Raw genomic sequence first — 16,454 nt, forward strand, 5'->3', positions numbered from 1 at the left:
AGCGTCAGTGCGGTTCCTGCTCTTCGCTGTACTGGGTTTGCCACATGGCGGCGTAGCGGCCGTTCGCCGCCAGCAGCGTCTCATGCCCCCCGCGTTCGACGATCTCCCCCGCCTCCAGCACGATGATCTCATCGGCGTCCACCACGGTGGAGAGCCGGTGGGCGATCACCAGCGTGGTGTGGTTGCGACTCACCTCGCGCAGGTGCCCCTGGATTTCGCGCTCGGTCTGGGTATCCAGCGCGCTGGTCGCCTCGTCGAACACCAGGATGGCCGGATTTTTCAGGATGGTGCGCGCGATCGCCACCCGCTGCTTTTCACCGCCCGACAGCTTCAGCCCGCGCTCACCCACCCGGGTGTCGTAACCGTCAGGCAGACCGACGATAAAATCATGGATATGCGCCAGCCGCGCCGCCCGCTCGATGTCTTCATCGCTGGAGCCGGTTTTGCCGTAACCGATGTTGTAGCGCAGCGTATCGTTGAACAGCACCGTATCCTGCGGCACGATGCCGATCGCCTGCCGCAGGCTGGCCTGGGTCAGTTGGCGAATGTCCTGGCCGTCGAGGGTAATGGCGCCGCCCTGCACATCGTAGAAGCGGAACAGCAGGCGCGACAGCGTGGACTTGCCCGCGCCGGAGGCGCCGACCACCGCCACCGTGTGGCCCGCCGGAATGGTAAAACTCACCTGCTTGAGGATTGGTCGGCGCGTGTCGTAACCGAAGCTGACCGCGTCGAATCGCACTTCGCCGCGCTCGAGGCGCAGCGGCTGCGCATCCGGGCTATCGACGATCTCACGCTTTTCCTGCAGCAGATCGAACATATTCTCCATGTCGATCAGCGCCTGGCGCACCTCGGAATAAATAAAGCCGAAGAAGTTCAGCGGCTGATACAGCTGCAGCAGGTAGGCGTTGACCAGCACAAAGTCGCCGACCGTCATCGTCCCCTGGGTAATGCCCTGCGCCGCCATGGCCATCATCACGATCAGCCCGATCGAGATAATGGCGGTTTGCCCCAGGTTGATCGCGGTAAAACTGAATTGGTTCTTGATGGCGGCGTATTCGTACAGCCGCCGCGACAGATCGAAACGCTCGGCCTCGAACGCTTCATTGCCGAAGTACTTCACGGTCTCATAGTTCAGCAGGCTGTCGATGGATTTGCTGTTGGCGTCGGCGTTGGCCTTGTTGAGCTCGCGGCGAAAACGGGTGCGCCAGCTCACCGCCAGCACGGTGAACAGAATGTAGCAGCCGACCGTCGTCAGGATCGCCAGCGCAAACCAGCCGTTCAGCATATGCCACATGATTGCCGTGACCAGCGTCAGTTCGAACAGGATCGGCACGATGGAGAACAGCAGCCGCGACAGCACCGTGGACACCGCCTGGGTGCCGCGCTCGATGGATAGCGACAGCCCGCCGGTCTGACGCTCCAGATGGAAGCGCAGGCTCAGCGCATGCAGCTGGCGAAACACCCGCACGCCCAACAGGCGCGTGGCGTTCTGGCTGACGTGGATAAACATCACGTTGCGCAGCTCCTCAAACAGCGCACCGCCCACCCGCGCCACGCCGTAGGCGATAATCAGCCCCAGCGGCACCGCCAGCATTTTCGCCGTCTCGCCGCTCAGCGCATCGACCATCGCTTTGTAGGCCAGCGGCACCAGCGTGGTGCTGACCTTGGCCGCCACCATAAACACGAAGGCCACCACCAGATACCCCCGCAGCCGCGGGTTGTCTTTCGGCCACAGGTAGGGCAGTAGGAATTTCAGCAAACGGGAACGGTCCATCATGTAATATTCATCTTCTCGGTCGGGCTCGCGGCGCATGGCCGCGCGGGGGTTATGAGTTTGGCCTGGCCGGCGGCGAACGCCGCAGCCATTCCGTTTTCCTGCGGTGGCAACTCAGCATCATCCGTCAGGAGAAGCAGCAGCGACTCGGGCAAAGTTCAGGCATGGAGGAGACAATCACATGACCCAGACGTATGCAAAGCGCTTTGCGCAGGTCTTTGACTATATCGACCGCCACCTGGACGAGGCGCTTACCGTCGACACGCTGAGCGAAGTGGCCCATTTTTCGCGCTTTCACTTTCAACGCCAGTTTAGCGCGTATTGCGGCATCTCGGTGTGGCGTTATATCCAGTGGATGAGGCTTAAACGCGCCTCTTACCGCCTGGCGTATAACCCGCTGGAGCCGGTGATTGACATCGCGCTGGACGCCGGTTTTCAAAACCCGGAGTCCTTCAGCCGCGCCTTCAAACAGGCGTTCAGCCAAACGCCGAGCCAGTTTCGCAAACAGCCGGCCTGGATCGATTGGCAGCAGCGCTTTCCCGAGCCGAAACACAAAAGGAAACAACCCATGAAGGTAGACATTGTCGATTTCCCGGCCACGCCAGTGGCGATGATCGAACATAGCGGCCCGCCCGCGCTGGTCAACGAAACCGCCGCACGCTTTATCGAGTGGCGCAAAACCAGCGGCCTGTCGCCGGTCAGAAGCAGCCGCACTTACGGCATTGCACCGCACGATCCGGCCACCACCGACGCGCAAGACTTCCACTTCTTCATTTGCGGCGAGGTCACTGCACCGATCCCGGAGGACAACGCCTCTGGCGTGGTGAACGGCACGCTGCCGGCCGGACGCTGCGCGGTGCTGCGCCATCACGGCTCGCTGGATGGGCTCTCGGAAAGTGCCCACTATCTGTACCGCGAGTGGTTGCCGGCCAGCGGCGAGGAGCTGCGTGACTTTCCGCTCTATTTCCACTACCACAACTTCGTGCACGAGGTGGCGGAATATGAACTGGTGACCGATCTTTATCTGCCACTGAAATAGCTGACATCCGGCCCCGTAAGGAGCCGGATTAATGTTAACAGGACGGCGACGATCCCTGCGGCGGCAGATAGCGCTGTGGATCGAGCGCGGTGGCGCGGTAGCGGATCTGGAAATGCAGGAACACCGAATCGGTGCCGGTGCTGCCCATGGTGCCAATCTTCTGCCCCGCTTTCACATCCTGGCCGTTGCGCACCAGCGTGGTGTCGTTGTGCGCGTAGGCGGTAATAAAGTCTTCACCGTGCTTAATCATGATCAGGTTGCCGTAGCCGCGCAGTTGGTTGCCGACGTACACCACTTTGCCCTTGGCGGAAGCATAGATCGGCTGGCCGCGCTTACCGGCGATGTCGATGCCCTTGTTGCCGCCATCGGCATTGGAGTACGCCTGCACGATCCGGCCGCTGGTCGGCCAGCGCCAGCAACGTGCGGCGCCCGGCGGCGGCGTTTGCTTGGCGATCGCGGAGGAAGACGTTTTACGGCGCGTGGCGGCGGTTTTGGTCGGCGCGCCGCCGCTCAGCCGCAGCTTTTGCCCCACTTCCAGGCTATAAGGCGGGCGTATCTTGTTGATTCTGGCCAGATCGCTGACTTCGCTGTCGGTGATCCAGGCGATGTAGTACAGCGTATCGCCCCGTTTGACGGTGTAAGACTTGCCGGTGTAGCTGCCCTTCGGCAGTTTGTCGTAGTCACGGTTGTAGGTATTTTTACCCGAACACCCGGCCAACAATAGCCCCAATGTCAGACACACCGCGATGCGGCGCCACCTCGCCAGCTTGCTTCCTGTGCTCAAATCCTGTCCCCAATCGTCTTTTCGGTTCTGATACGCGTCAGCCGCACAGTGTAACATTTGCGCCGGGTCAGTCAAAAAGCGGGAAAGAGGCAACTATCGGAAAACAACTGGCACGGAGGCCGCTGCGGCACGATCGGCGGGAGGAAAAATGGCGCCATAAGGCGCCAAATCATGCAGCGATGCCGGGGTTACTGTTTACCTGAGGTCAGCAAACTGAAGCTGGTCATCAGATTGCGATAGTCAGGGATATGTTGAGAGAACAGGTTCCCCAACCCTTCGATATCATTTCGCCAATCGCGGTGCAATTCGCACGCCGCGCCAAACCAACTCATCAGCTGCGCGCCGGCCTGGGACATGCGATCCCAAGCCGCATCGCGCGTAATCGCATTGAACGTGCCGGATGCGTCGGTGATGACGAAAACCTCATACCCCTCTTCCAACGCAGAGAGCGCAGGAAACGCCACGCAAACCTCGGTCACCACGCCGGCGATGATCAGTTGTTTCTTGCCCGTGGCCTTTACCGCCTTGACGAAATCTTCATTATCCCAGGCATTGATATTGCCGGGACGAGCAATATAGGGGGCGTCAGGGAACGTTTGCTTTAGCTCTGGCACCAAAGGGCCGTTCGGTCCGTTTTCAAAACTCGTGGTCAGTATCGTCGGTAAATTGAAGTATTTAGCCAGATCGGCCAGCGCCAAAACATTATTTTTGAATTTATCCGGATCCTGATCTCTAACCAGGGACAGTAGCCCCGTCTGATGATCGACTAATAACACGGCGGCCTGTGCCTTATCTAATCGGTTATATTTAAAAGTCATTCCCTTCTCCTTTATCATCAAAATCATCAAATTCCGATCGCCCCATGCATTCCAAGCATGTAGCATGCTTTCAAACGCTCCGACATCAGGCTAGCAATGAACCAGCCGGGTAAATAGAACGATTATTGGGAATGAGTATCTCACCACTGGGAAGGTCAAATTTATATGATAGATTTCAATGAGATGGTTATGTTTGCCAGAGTAGTTGAATGCGGTGGATTTCTTTCCGCCAGTAAGAAGTTTGGTATACCCAAATCGACGCTATCAAGACGAATATCCAATTTGGAAAAAAGGCTCAACGTCAGACTTATTCAGCGTTCAACGCGAAACCTCATGGTCACCGATATAGGAAAAGAATATTATCAGTACTGCCTGCAGATGATTAGCACCGCAGAGAAAGCGGAATGCCTCATTATTAACAAAAGCGAAAAACCCACTGGAAAAATAAAACTAACCTGCTCAAACATTCTCCTGGATCTTGGCCTAACGGAAGTCCTGGCGAAATTCATGCTGCAATACCCCAAGGTCAATTTGCATGTGAAAATATTTAATCGCAACGTGGATATTATTTCTGAAGGGTATGACCTCTCATTAAAACTCATCGCCGATGAACCCAAAAACAGCAACTTGGTGATGCGTCGAATTTGCGCTGTGCCCACCGCATTTATGGTCGCCCCCTCTGCAACTATTCAGTACCAAAGTATCAATACGCCCGAAGATCTCTCCAGTTTGCCAACGGTCGGGTGGTTATCGACCCATCTTCAGGCCGCCTGGACGTTTCAACAAGCCGATCGCGAAGTCAAAATAAACAACGAGTCGCGCATGGTGTGCGATGACATTCGCCTGATCAAGGAATCGATCGTAAAAGGCGTCGGTGTTGGCTGCCTGCCGCTGAAATTAGCCCGCCAGGAACTGCTCGACGGCAGCCTGAAAACGCTGCTCGACGACTGGACATTGGAACAACACAAGATTGTCGCGTTTTACCCTTCCAGACAAGGACTCCCCCCTTCGGTAAGGGCGCTGATTGATTTCATCGTTGATGAACTGGCCGAATAACACGCCGCTACCAAGCATAAACGCCACGCCGGATTTACCGCAGTGATTAAAAAGTGACTACTATAATAGAGCGTTCGGAAAAATAGAGTGCCCCCGAGGATCGCAACAAAGAGAATGGAGCTGTAACATGCTAAACCTTGATCGCAATAATCTGCCCCTCCTGAGCGAAGAACTGCTCAAAAAGCAACGCACCACCCTGCTGATCATCGCCTTCCTGCTGCTGGCGGGCGGTATAGTGTGCCTGGTTAATCCTTTCGCCTCCGGCGCGGCGCTGAGCATCGTGGTCGGCGTCCTGCTGCTGTTGAGCGGCGCCGGGCTGATTATCGCCATGATCGCCAACCGAGCGCAGAATACTTGGCCGATGATCGGCGGCATTCTGCTGGGCGTGGCCTACCTGATTATCGGCTATGTGTTCATCACCAGCCCGCTGGCGGGCATTCTGGCGCTGGCAGTGTACCTCGCCGTGCTGTTCGCGCTCGGCGGCATCGCCCGCCTGGCGGCTGGCTATATGCGCCGCGGATTGCCGGGCAACTGGCTGCAGTTCGTTATCGGCGTGCTCGATTTGATCATCGCCTGGATGCTGATCGGTTCAGGCCCGGCGGCGTCGGTCACGCTGGTGACGGCGATCGTCGGCATCGAGATGCTGGTCAGTTCCTTTGCGCTGTTCCAGGCGGCGAATCTGTTTAAACGCGCCTGACTCTACCGGCCCGCCATCGCGGGCCTCATCGCTTTCGTTGCTCCCAGACAAAACAAGGCGATACCCCCTCGGCTTGTCCGTGGTTATCTTCATCGGTAAGTGCCAATATAGGCGCAGACAAGGGAGCTGAAACCGATGACAACCCATTCCAACCCGTTGAACTCGCGGGAAGTCTGCCTGCAATTACGCCATTTTAATCAGGTAATCGGGCAACAATGCCGCAATATGGCGCGCCAAAAAACCACCTGCCCGTGCTGCCTGACGGACATCGCCACCGGCTGCGACGCCGGTATCAAACTGTGTGGACAGCAGTTGGCCAAACCCAACCCGCAAACCCCGTTATTCCGGCAGATTCGCAACTTGCTGCTCGATCTGCGCGCAGAAGCGATAGGAGTTCACAGAATAGACGTCCTGAACCGCACCAATAACGAAATATCCTGGCTGTTGCGCGAGCTGTATTTCGAGACGTTCTGACCCCGCATTTTGTCGGGGTCGCTAAAGCGAAAGCCGAAAGTGGGATACAGGCTTTTGGCGACGCGATTATGTTCATCAATCATTAACGTCACCGGCTCCACGCCCTACAAGCAGTCAGCAGGAGAGCCCGTTTAAAAGCGGCTCTGGCAAAAGAAACGTCCACCGACGCGGGGTTAACCGGCGGCAGCGGTTTTCGGCAACACGAAGTCAACCCGCCGATTCTTGGCCCGGCCCGTCGGCGTGTCGTTGGAAGCCACCGGTTCAGCCTCCCCTTTTCCCCGTTCACTCAGACGAGATTTTTCTACCCCATGTGCGATCAGCCAAACAGCCACCGCACGTGCGCGTCGCAGCGACAGATCCTGATTATATTTATCGCTGCCCACCGCATCGGTGTGCCCCTCGATCACCACGTTCCCTACCGGTTCGGCCGCGATAAATTGCGCCACCTGTTGCAGCGCAGGCTCCGCTTTAGCAGCAATCGCATCGCTGTCGAAAGCGAACAGCACATCGCTGCGCATCGATAACGTTACGGCATTTTTGCTGTCTCTGACGGAAATGTCGGCGGATTGTTTAGCCAAATCCGCTGCCTTACTCTGCAGATCAAGGACGCCGGCATTCAGCCCCGAAGGCAAACCAACCAAATCCAGCCGGGTGGCCTTAAGATCGAGTATCACCGGTTTCCCCACGGATGCCGGCTCTCCGCTGTCAGCCCATGAACCCAATGACACCAACCCAAAGGCTAACATCCCACCCACACAGGCGGCTTTCCTGAGGCCGTTCATCGCTCAACGATCCGTAATGGCTATCGGCCCGAGCGGCTCGACGTTGGCGATCGTCAGGTACACCTCTTTCACATCAGGTGGAGGCGCAGGGAAGCTGCCAAACCAGGTGGCGACATAGGGAATGCCTGAACTTGAGCTGAATGACACGCTGGGAGAGGCCAGTGGGACATTATTGCTATCGGTAAGCAGCAGGTATTTTTTATTACCCACCAGAATATAGAAGGATTTCTCAAGGCTGCTTTTATCCAGACTGCTATACAAGCCTTGCCCATTAAGGTTGTCTTTCAACCCTTTGAAACGCACTTTGATGGTCAGGATTTCACCGTGGCGCACGGCCTCGGTCACTTGCGCTTCGGCTACGCCGCTGCTGACGATCCCGGTAGCCAACGGTGTCACGGGGGGATCTTCCGCGAAGGCCATGCCGGGGAACATTATCGACGCAAACAGGCAGGAAATGACGAATTTTCTGACATGCTGCATGATCGGAGTCCTTATTCAGGGGGAATTGAAGATTGTTCTTTCAACAACCAGGCAATGCCACTGCGGTCACTCTGTCCCGGAATTATAGTAAAGCACCTCATATTCATGAGAGTTATCCCTGAAAGCGTAACCTTGGTCACGTTATGCTTGCGCATGAATTCTCCCCCCGTTAGCGCTTATTTTGCTGAATGACCCGCTTCATACCGGCATTCCCTTTCGCTCATCCTCTCTACTGTTCACCCCACTTTACGACCGCCGTCACACCGCGCCACCGCCAAATTGCGTTGGTTATAGAGTCGTCTACAATTCAATCGAATTACCCCCTACAACATCAGAAATTATTATTATTAGAGGTGATTATGTTACAGAAACACGAAAACGTAATAAGTATGACTGTACTAAGCCCGCAAGCCACCCAACAGCTGATGCCATCGTTCTCCTCCTTGCCCCACACGCAACACGCCGACGGAAAATATCGCCTGCGCCGTTACTCGGTCGTCAAATACCTCAACCCCAACGTCGCCGAAGTGGGGCCGCGCACTTTCATGCAGTCGGATCAGATCAACCACTTTCAGGGCAACGTGGTGCGCCGCTTCGAACCTATCGACAGCGCCGTGTTGCAGAGCGCCGGCATGGCAGAGATGTGCAACCTGTTTGCAGAAAGCAACGAACTGCCGGAAGGCGCCGAGATAGAGATCCACCAGATGCGCGTGGTCGCCATCGAGAAAGACACCCAGGTGGCGCCGGAAGGCATTCACCAGGACGGTTTCGACCACATCGCGATGATCGCCATTCACCGGCACAACATCGTCGGCGGTGAAATCATGCTGTATGACGACAGTCACCACGATCCCTTCTTTAAAAAAGCGCTGGCGGACGGCGAAGCCGTGCTGCTGGCGGACAGCAAACTGTGGCACAACGCCACGCCGATCAACGCCGTGAGCCCAACAGAAGAAGGCCATTTGGACCTCTTCGTCCTCACCGCGCGGGGAGAGAAAGCATGACCTTTACTCCCGAGCTCGCCCGCCGCCAGTTCAGCGCCCTGTCCCAGCTAATCGACGGCAAACCGGCGATCTTTTTCGACGGCCCCGGCGGTGCGCAGGTTTCACGGGGCGTGCTGGAAAAAATGACGGATTACCTGGGGGCATACAACGCCAACCTGGGCGGCCACTACTTCTCCAGCCGAGTCACCGGCGAGGTGATGGGCCTGGCGCGGGAATCGGTGCGCGCCTTGTTAAATGCCCCGTCGGCCGACACCATCGTCTTCGGCATGAACATGACCACGCTGACTTTTCATCTCAGCCGCATCATCAGCCGCGACTGGCAGGCCGGCGATGAGGTCATCGTCACCGCGCTGGATCACTACGCCAACGTCTCCAGCTGGCAGCAGGCCGCTGCCGACAGAGGGGCCGTGGTGCATCAGATACCGCTCGAGAGCGCCGACTGCGCATTGGATGCCGCGAAAGTGTGTGAGCGCATCAATGCCAACACCCGCCTGGTGGCGGTCAGCTACGCCTCCAACGTCACCGGCAGCATTGTCGATATCAAAACCATCGTCGAAGCCGCGCATCGGGTCGGTGCGCAGGTGTATGTCGACGCCGTTCATTACGCCCCGCATAACCTGATCGACGTACAGGCGCTGGGCTGTGATTTCCTGGTGTGCTCCGCCTACAAGTTCTTTGGCCCGCACATCGGCATGGCCTACATCGCGCCGCAGTGGCTGCAGCGCCTGCGTCCGTACAAAGTCGAGCCGGCCACCGACGTCGGCCCCGGCCGTTTCGAGACCGGTACTCAGAGCTTCGAAGCGCTGGCCGGCGTCGCGGCCGCTATCGAGTATCTGGCGCAGTGGGGCTCGCCCGGCGCGCCGTTAAGGCAGCGTTTGCAGGAGAGCTTCGCCGCCTACCACCAGCATGAAGAGGCGCTGTGCCGCCACTTCCTGCAGCGGCTGCAGCAGCTCGACGGGGTGCGGCTTTATGGCAATCCCCAGGCGGACAGCGCGCGCCGCACACCGACCTTCGCCCTGACCTTCAGCGGCCATACGCCTGACGCAATCGCCCGCCGCCTGGGGCAGCACAACATCTGCGCCGGCAGCGGGCATTTCTATGCGTTGGGCTTGGTGCAACAGCTGGGGTTGCAGGACGGCGGCGTGCTGCGCATCGGCATGATGCACTACAACACTCAAGGCGAGATCGATACGCTGTTCAACGTGATCGCCGAAGATATTCTCAGTTAACCCGGCCACATCGCCCGCTCACCTTATTGAGCGGGTGAGCGGACGAAAAGGAATCAAACTGCCCGCCTTTTCTTCCATGAGAGTCCACGGCACGCTGATGCGTGCCTTTCTTTCACTCCGTTACGAAATGCGGGGATAATGAACATACTCATGCTGGAACGGCAAAAGAAGCCGGGATCGGCGCATCGTGCGGTTGTCACCGGATACGCCGGAGGTAGCGCATTGCACGCATTCTCTTTTGACTCAGCAGTGGGCATAATGACAAACACGGTCTGGGTCAGATGAGTATGAATGGTGAAGTCGCAGCGAATTACGTTAAATGACATTGCTGTACTGGCGGGTGTAACCAAAATGACGGTCAGTCGCTATCTGCGCACGCCGGACAGGGTTAAACCGGAAACAGCTGCGCGCATTGCCGCCGTTATCGAGGAAGTCGGCTATCAGGCCGATCCCGACAATCCCGCCCTCTATTCCAATAGCCCTCCCCTCATCGGCGTTCTGGTTCCTTCTTTTAACAATCTGATATTTGCTGATGTCCTCGCCGGCATTGAATCCGTGACGTCTATACAGGGTTATCAGACGCTGGTCGTCAATTATGACTACAACAGCAAACGCGAAGAGGAGCAAATTGCCGCGATCCTGGCTTTTAAGATAAAAGGGCTGCTGCTGACCGAGTCGGTCCATAGTCTGCGGGCGGAAAAATTCCTGAAGACGGCAAAAATACCCGTTGCTGAAATCATGGGGCTGTCAGGCAATACAGATCGAATTAACGTGGGTTTTGATAATGTGAAAGCCGGCTACGATATGACCACCATGCTGCTGGCCAGCGGTAAAAAACGCATTATCTATTTTGGTTCAATGTCTGATATCCGCGATGAACAGCGTTATACGGGATACTGTCAGGCAATGGCTAACCATGATTTACCTACCGGTCGTATCTCCCCCAATAAGATCTCTTCCATTTCGATTGGAACAGGCATGATGACGCTTGCGAGCCAGATGTATCCGGATATGGATGGGATTCTCTGTACCAACGACGATCTGGCCGTGGGCGTGTTACAGGAATGTCTGGCAAACGGTATCAGCGTTCCAGCGCAAATTGCCATTGCCGGATTTCACGGTCTTGAGATCGGGCAGATCATTACCCCTCGGTTAGCCAGCGTATTGACGCCACGGTATGAGATGGGGAAAGTGGCGACAGAAATCATAATAAAAAAAATTAAAGGGCTGCCGACCATTGAACGTGTCGATCTCCACTTCCGCCTGTCGATGGGGGAGACAATATAACTTGCCCCTGCCAGTGACTTTATCACTGGCCATCATTGCCCGCTTCGCCAGAAGAGCATCACTCGTTATCCCGGCCAGAGATTCGGCCAGATGGCGCCACCCACCTGACCGAACGTCTCCTTAACGGGCCTTGCGGCGCCGGAGCCAGAATAGGACCAGCAGAATAATGACGACCGCCGCGACGGCCATGCCAGGCAGAATCATCGGCTGCGCGCGCGCCAACAGCGGTTTCGGGCCCCCGGCGCGGACTTCACTCACGTCCGCCTCAGTCACGCTCAGCGTGCTGTTGCCGTATTTCTGCAGCACGAAGTTAGCGATGTCGGCAACCTGCTTATCCGTCAGCTCTCCGACATAGGAACCGGCGCCAAAGCTCGGCATCAGTACGTGCTTACCGTCAACCCGGCGATCAACCCCCTGCAAAATGACGGCAATCAGGTTTGACGGATTGCTCGCGGCCGTGGTGGAGTTGTTGAATAGCGAAGGGTAGGCCTGGTTCAAACTGCCGCTGCCATCCGGCTGATGGCAACTGGCGCAGTAGCCGCTGTAGAGCGCCTCGCCGCTATTGAGCGTGTGGTTGGCGTTGGGCGAATTGATGCCGCGGAGATGGTGCTCAACGTTGTAATGCGCTTGACTAAAGCTATTGCCCTGGCGCTCATCGCCCTGTGACGGTACGGTCTTCAGGTAAGTCGCTATCGCCTGCAGCTGCCGGTCGGTCAGGTATTGGAAGCTGTGCTCAACGGCTTCAGCCATTGGCCCCGCCGCTTGCGCGCGCCCTTCCGCCCGACCGGTTTTCAGGTAGGCCACTAACTCCTGCTCGCTCCAGCCACCGATCCCTTCTTGGCGATCTGCGGTGATATTCGGCGCGTACCAAGAGCCCAACGATGCCCCCATCAGGAAGCGCGAATTGTCTTCCGCCATCAGCACATTACGCGGCGTATGACAGGTTCCGCAGTGAGCCGGGCCCTGCACCAGCGCGGCCCCTTCGTTCCACGCCTCACCTTTCGTCAGATCCGGGGTGAAGCGCCGATTGTCCAAATAAAGCCTGTTCCACACCGCCATGGAGAGGCGGATGTTGAACGGAAACGGCAGATCGGTTTGGTGCTTGGCCGGCTCATCGACCGGGGCAACGCCATGCATGAAATAGGTATACAGAGCGTGGATCTCGTCATCACTCAGACGGGTGTAGGCGGTGTAGGGCATGGCCGGATAGAGATACGCCCCATCTTTCCGGATCCCGGCGCGCAGCACGTCGGCAAACGCCGCTTCGGAATAGCCGCCGATACCGTATTTTACCGATGGAGTAATATTGGTGGCGTAGATAGTGCCCATGGGGGAAGCGATGCCGTCCCCCCCGGCAAAAGGTTTACCCTGCTGCTGCGTATTCGTATGGCAGGCCATGCAGTCCGAGGCGATAGCCAGCGCTTGCCCTTTAGCGATCAGATCGCCGTCCTGGGCATGCGCCGCAAAACCGCTTCCCAGCAGCAGCGTCGCTGCCAGCGCGTGGGTGATTTTATTCATTTGCTCTCCAGGGCTCGAAGTACGTCATTGGCCGCCTTGAGTCCAAGCGCCGCCATCGTCAACGTGGTGTTGACAACGCTGGCTGAAACCATGGCGCCTCCACCCGGGATCCAAAGGTTGTCGTGATCGTGAGCGCGGCAATTACCGTTCACCACCGAGTTCGTGGGGTCGCTGCCCATGATCGTGCCGCCCATAATGTGGTTGTTGGCATTCAGCTTGTCGTTAATCACAAACTCTTGCGCATAGAACAAGTCGCCAATCTGCCGTAGCTGGGTTTTGACCACTTCCAGCCCTTTGCGCACGTAATCGCCGACGTCGTAGTGGATGTCCGGGCAGGCCAGGCCATGCTTGTCTTTGCGAGTGGGGCTCAGGGTCAGACGGTTGTTCGGGTCCGGCAGCGGTTCCAGGCTGATGGAGAGATCCACCGAGCGGCTGGCGCGATCGCGCACTTCATCCTGCAGCGCCTTGCCGACCTTGCCCGTTTTCAGGACTTCAAGGGCGGAGGGGATCACCCGGTTGATGTTGTTGATGATGATCTTGTTGGCGGAGTGGTCGCTGCGGAACGCGCCGTCACGATACCCCACCATGCAGCTGCTCTGCGCCGGGCCGCGGCCAACCCACAGGGCCTCTCGCGCCAGGAAGGAGCAGTGCAGGCCCGAGTGATCCATCATGTTGCGTCCCACCTGATCCGAGCTGTTCGCGATGCCGTTCGGGTTCTTTTCGTTGGCCGCCAGCAGCAGCAAGCGCGGGTTCTCAATCCCATTGCAGGCCAGAACGAACGTTTTACCGATCGCCCGATGGGAGTTGTGCGCCGTGTCATACCAGTGAACGGCGGTGACGCGGTTATTGTCGTCGGTGTCAATTTTGTACACCACCGCTTCAGGGATCACCTTCGCCCCCTTGTGTTCGGCCCGTTCAACGTGGTGAATACCGTTGTACATCGCCCCGATCGGGCAAATCGGCTGGCAATTGTTATTGCCGCAGCAGGTGGGCCGTCCATTCCAGGGCCGGGTGCTGCGGCCTTGCGGAATGGGCACCGATTTAAAACCGTGAGGATTAACAATCTCAGCAATGCGTCTGTCGCCGTAGGCCCAGGGCACCATGTCCATCGGGTAAGGCCCGCTGCGTTCCGCAGGGGACTGCCACTCCGGATTATTCGGGCCGGCAACGCCTATTTCCTCTTCGGCTTTCGCGTACCACGGTTCGATATCTTCGTAAGAAATAGGCCAGTCTCTCCCCACGCCATAGAGAGATTTCATGCGAAAATCATTGGGATGGTTGCGCCAGCAAGAAGCGGCCCAGTGCCAGGTGGTTCCCCCCACCACACGCAAATAGCCCTGTTTAAAGCCAGAGCCATTGGGGCCGGTCAGTTTGATATAGTCGTTCTCCGGGAAATAGAGCGGCGCGGTGGCGTACTCCGATTGCGGGTAAAGCCCCTGAAAATCCGACCCCGCACGATTGTGCAGTGGCATATTGCGCCAGTTTTCCACAGCCTGTGCGCGCTCAATGCGCGGGCCTGCCTCAAGTACCAGCACCGAGTAGCCCTGGCTCACCAAAGCATCCGCCATCAGACCGCCCACAATACCGGAACCGACAATGACGACATCGGCCTCTGCATCGCCGGAAGCATTAATTATTGGGCTTTTCACACGCGGTCCCCATATTTTTTATCGGCTACGGCAGGCAAATCTGTTGCGGGAATGGAAGGTTGGCGAGTAACGCCCGGCGGCAAGCCGGTCCACCACAGCGGACCAAAATTGCACCAGGTCGGAACAATCAGGGCATCCTGAACCGTGCGATACATCAGCGCCTCTTTATAGGTAATCAACTGACCCTGCTCGGCGCTTGAAGGATCTACGGTTCCGGTATACCACGCGGTCACGATCGCCTGGATAAGCTCCCTCTGCCCCTGTTCAACCGCATGCCGGTTCAAGGTTTCCGCATCGGCGGCTTGCTGGCTCAGGGTGAACAGGGCGTTGAGCTGCGGGTTCAACTGCGGAAAATGTGCGCACAGTGCGGAAAAATAGCGGGCGGAGAGTGTGACGTCCAAATCGTCAAACTCGGTAATTTTTCTCGAAATTTGCAAAAATTGCGCGTATTCAACGGGCGAGGCGGCAATTTGTGCCCGTTCGGCATAGGTTATATTTGAATAAGGCAACAGGCTGGCGGCGACGATGACGCCCACCATTTTTCCCAGCGCCTCCCTGCGGGTAAGCACGATTTGCAACGACATTGTTAGCTCCGAAATAATTTATTTTTATATAGTTTTTTTAATATCTATCAGAACGCAGGCAAACCAAAATAAAAAATTGTGCCAATGGGGAGGAACCGCATTAAAAGATCAAGGCGTTATGAGATTGGCTACATCGACTACAGAGGTAAACTCACGGCCTTTAAGGATGTAATGTGAACCTGAAGAAAATATCCCTGTAAATAATACGGCGTAATCTCTGCCGTAAATTTATTCAACCCAACTCAATCTTTAAAAATTAGGGGCTATGGCTTTGACGGGAAAGGCGTATTCTTCGGAATCGCTGCAGACAGCGGATGAGCGAGGCTTTCCGCCGGGCAGCCTGAAGTCGCGATACCAGCCGCCGCTGAACGTCTTGCTACGTCAGCAGGGCGCAGTCGATTTTCGCCACAATTTTACGCAGAGCTGCCGGTGCCGTGCAGGTACTCATCGGGCGGTGCAACTCACCCGGGAAGAGAACGGCCAGTTCACCGGGTTGCAGGTGGATGAGAGTCTCACCGGGGATCGCCGGGCTAAACCCAAGATCGTGCGCCTCGTTAAACGGCTCACTCAGGGGCAGAGGTAGCCCCAGAACCCCGGCGCCAATCACTTCTTTCCCTTCCAGGACAAGATGGATATCCAGATACTGGCGATGAAACTCTGGCTTCTGGTCGGCCAATAGTTTGGTTTCCCCTTCAACGACGTTAAAGAACATCTGTTTACCCTGCACCTGATAGTGCCCGACAGGTAAATTGTACGGCTCATTTTCAATAATACTGGCCAGCATTTTACGGATGGCCGCCGGATAGAACCTATTATTTACGGCAGTGGTTAAAGCATCAATAATCATAATATTTTCTCTGGTCAATATCGGCTCGGTATTTCACCGACAAAAACAATGGTTGGATAGTGTTATGGCAACACGCAATCTCGGCGTAATTACGGCAGAATCACTATTAGATCGTTCTACGGGCGTCACTATGAATAAACAACAAAGAAAACCGCTTTGTTTCTAATATTTACAACCTATCACCACTGTGAGTAAACTCCACCTGAAAGGCCATTCGGTATGGTGAAATAAGTCATGGCCTATCTCACGGTTTTTAGTCGTTTAAAACTGTGACAAAAGTCACTTAATTAAGTGTTACGAAACAGCGTTACTTATCCTGTGATCCACGGCAGAAAATCACTGGCTATTCATCCTTTTCACCAGAATCGACCGATTTCACACTCTCCGCCTACGGGCATAACGGGCTATCGCCCCCGATAATAATCGACAGAA

At 56.5% G+C, this 16,454-nt stretch carries 16 protein-coding genes; 7 read left to right on the plus strand and 9 right to left on the minus strand.

Translation table 11 applies throughout. The annotated features are described in order from the left end of the window. Positions 1-4 precede the first annotated feature (4 nt). Positions 5-1,774, minus strand: a complete 1,770-nt coding sequence (locus tag ACJ8J5_RS20480; protein WP_414104945.1) for an ABCB family ABC transporter ATP-binding protein/permease — start codon at positions 1,772-1,774, stop codon at positions 5-7. 181 nt (positions 1,775-1,955) lie between these two features. On the opposite strand from ACJ8J5_RS20480, the gene ACJ8J5_RS20485 reads away from it, so the two are divergent. Next, positions 1,956-2,813 (plus strand): AraC family transcriptional regulator, encoded by an 858-nt coding sequence (locus ACJ8J5_RS20485; RefSeq protein WP_043142553.1) that lies wholly within the window; start codon positions 1,956-1,958, stop codon positions 2,811-2,813. 34 nt (positions 2,814-2,847) lie between these two features. Here ACJ8J5_RS20485 and actS read toward each other — a convergent pair whose 3' ends face one another. Beyond that, complete coding sequence (gene actS, locus ACJ8J5_RS20490) at positions 2,848-3,597, minus strand: amidase activator ActS (RefSeq protein WP_049206129.1); 750 nt, start codon at positions 3,595-3,597, stop codon at positions 2,848-2,850. Between the two features lie 188 nt (positions 3,598-3,785). Then, entirely contained in the window at positions 3,786-4,415 is a 630-nt protein-coding gene (gene ycaC / locus ACJ8J5_RS20495; RefSeq protein ID WP_025304103.1) for an isochorismate family cysteine hydrolase YcaC, read from the minus strand. A 189-nt stretch (positions 4,416-4,604) separates the two neighbouring features. Between ycaC and ACJ8J5_RS20500 the strand changes: the two genes are divergently transcribed. The 3 genes from ACJ8J5_RS20500 (at position 4,605) to ACJ8J5_RS20510 (ending at position 6,642) form a co-directional block, all read left to right on the plus strand. Beyond that, positions 4,605-5,471, plus strand: a complete 867-nt coding sequence (locus ACJ8J5_RS20500) for a LysR substrate-binding domain-containing protein (RefSeq protein WP_158523427.1) — start codon at positions 4,605-4,607, stop codon at positions 5,469-5,471. A 127-nt stretch (positions 5,472-5,598) separates the two neighbouring features. After that, on the plus strand, positions 5,599-6,168 hold the full coding sequence (locus tag ACJ8J5_RS20505) for an HdeD family acid-resistance protein (protein ID WP_043142563.1): 570 nt from the start codon (positions 5,599-5,601) through the stop codon (positions 6,166-6,168). Positions 6,169-6,303: 135 nt separating this feature from the next. Then, positions 6,304-6,642 carry a hypothetical protein gene (locus ACJ8J5_RS20510; RefSeq protein WP_025304105.1) on the plus strand — a complete coding sequence of 113 codons (339 nt, stop codon included), beginning with the start codon at positions 6,304-6,306 and terminating at the stop codon, positions 6,640-6,642. A 173-nt stretch (positions 6,643-6,815) separates the two neighbouring features. Here ACJ8J5_RS20510 and ACJ8J5_RS20515 read toward each other — a convergent pair whose 3' ends face one another. Beyond that, the gene (locus tag ACJ8J5_RS20515; RefSeq protein WP_043142565.1) at positions 6,816-7,424 is read right to left on the minus strand and encodes an OmpA family protein; all 609 of its coding nucleotides are present in this window, start codon (positions 7,422-7,424) and stop codon (positions 6,816-6,818) included. Between the two features lie 3 nt (positions 7,425-7,427). Continuing rightward, positions 7,428-7,904 carry a hypothetical protein gene (locus ACJ8J5_RS20520; protein ID WP_004931717.1) on the minus strand — a complete coding sequence of 159 codons (477 nt, stop codon included), beginning with the start codon at positions 7,902-7,904 and terminating at the stop codon, positions 7,428-7,430. 389 nt (positions 7,905-8,293) lie between these two features. On the opposite strand from ACJ8J5_RS20520, the gene ACJ8J5_RS20525 reads away from it, so the two are divergent. The 3 genes from ACJ8J5_RS20525 (at position 8,294) to ACJ8J5_RS20535 (ending at position 11,424) form a co-directional block, all read left to right on the plus strand. Further along, positions 8,294-8,908, plus strand: a complete 615-nt coding sequence (locus tag ACJ8J5_RS20525) for a 2OG-Fe dioxygenase family protein (RefSeq protein ID WP_225735536.1) — start codon at positions 8,294-8,296, stop codon at positions 8,906-8,908. Beyond that, positions 8,905-10,137, plus strand: a complete 1,233-nt coding sequence (locus tag ACJ8J5_RS20530) for a cysteine desulfurase-like protein (RefSeq protein WP_197781408.1) — start codon at positions 8,905-8,907, stop codon at positions 10,135-10,137. The genes ACJ8J5_RS20525 and ACJ8J5_RS20530 overlap by 4 nt, the downstream gene beginning before the upstream one ends. 294 nt (positions 10,138-10,431) lie before the next feature. Beyond that, positions 10,432-11,424 (plus strand): LacI family DNA-binding transcriptional regulator, encoded by a 993-nt coding sequence (locus ACJ8J5_RS20535; RefSeq protein WP_043142708.1) that lies wholly within the window; start codon positions 10,432-10,434, stop codon positions 11,422-11,424. A 120-nt stretch (positions 11,425-11,544) separates the two neighbouring features. Here the strand turns inward: ACJ8J5_RS20535 and ACJ8J5_RS20540 are convergent, their stop codons facing one another. From ACJ8J5_RS20540 to ACJ8J5_RS20555, 4 genes are all read right to left on the minus strand, one after another. Then, positions 11,545-12,942 (minus strand): c-type cytochrome, encoded by a 1,398-nt coding sequence (locus ACJ8J5_RS20540; protein WP_414104933.1) that lies wholly within the window; start codon positions 12,940-12,942, stop codon positions 11,545-11,547. Then, positions 12,939-14,591, minus strand: a complete 1,653-nt coding sequence (locus ACJ8J5_RS20545) for a GMC family oxidoreductase (RefSeq protein ID WP_414104934.1) — start codon at positions 14,589-14,591, stop codon at positions 12,939-12,941. Before ACJ8J5_RS20545 ends, ACJ8J5_RS20540 begins: the two co-directional genes overlap by 4 nt. Continuing rightward, entirely contained in the window at positions 14,588-15,175 is a 588-nt protein-coding gene (locus ACJ8J5_RS20550) for a sugar dehydrogenase complex small subunit (protein ID WP_414104935.1), read from the minus strand. The genes ACJ8J5_RS20545 and ACJ8J5_RS20550 overlap by 4 nt, the downstream gene beginning before the upstream one ends. Positions 15,176-15,551: 376 nt before the next feature. After that, a complete protein-coding gene (locus ACJ8J5_RS20555) occupies positions 15,552-16,022 on the minus strand; it encodes a YhcH/YjgK/YiaL family protein (RefSeq protein WP_414104936.1) in 471 nt (156 codons plus the stop codon). Positions 16,023-16,454: the final 432 nt, after the last annotated feature.

It is taken from the genome of Serratia sp. CY43202 (assembly GCF_052168755.1).
GTDB lineage: Bacteria > Pseudomonadota > Gammaproteobacteria > Enterobacterales > Enterobacteriaceae > Serratia > Serratia bockelmannii.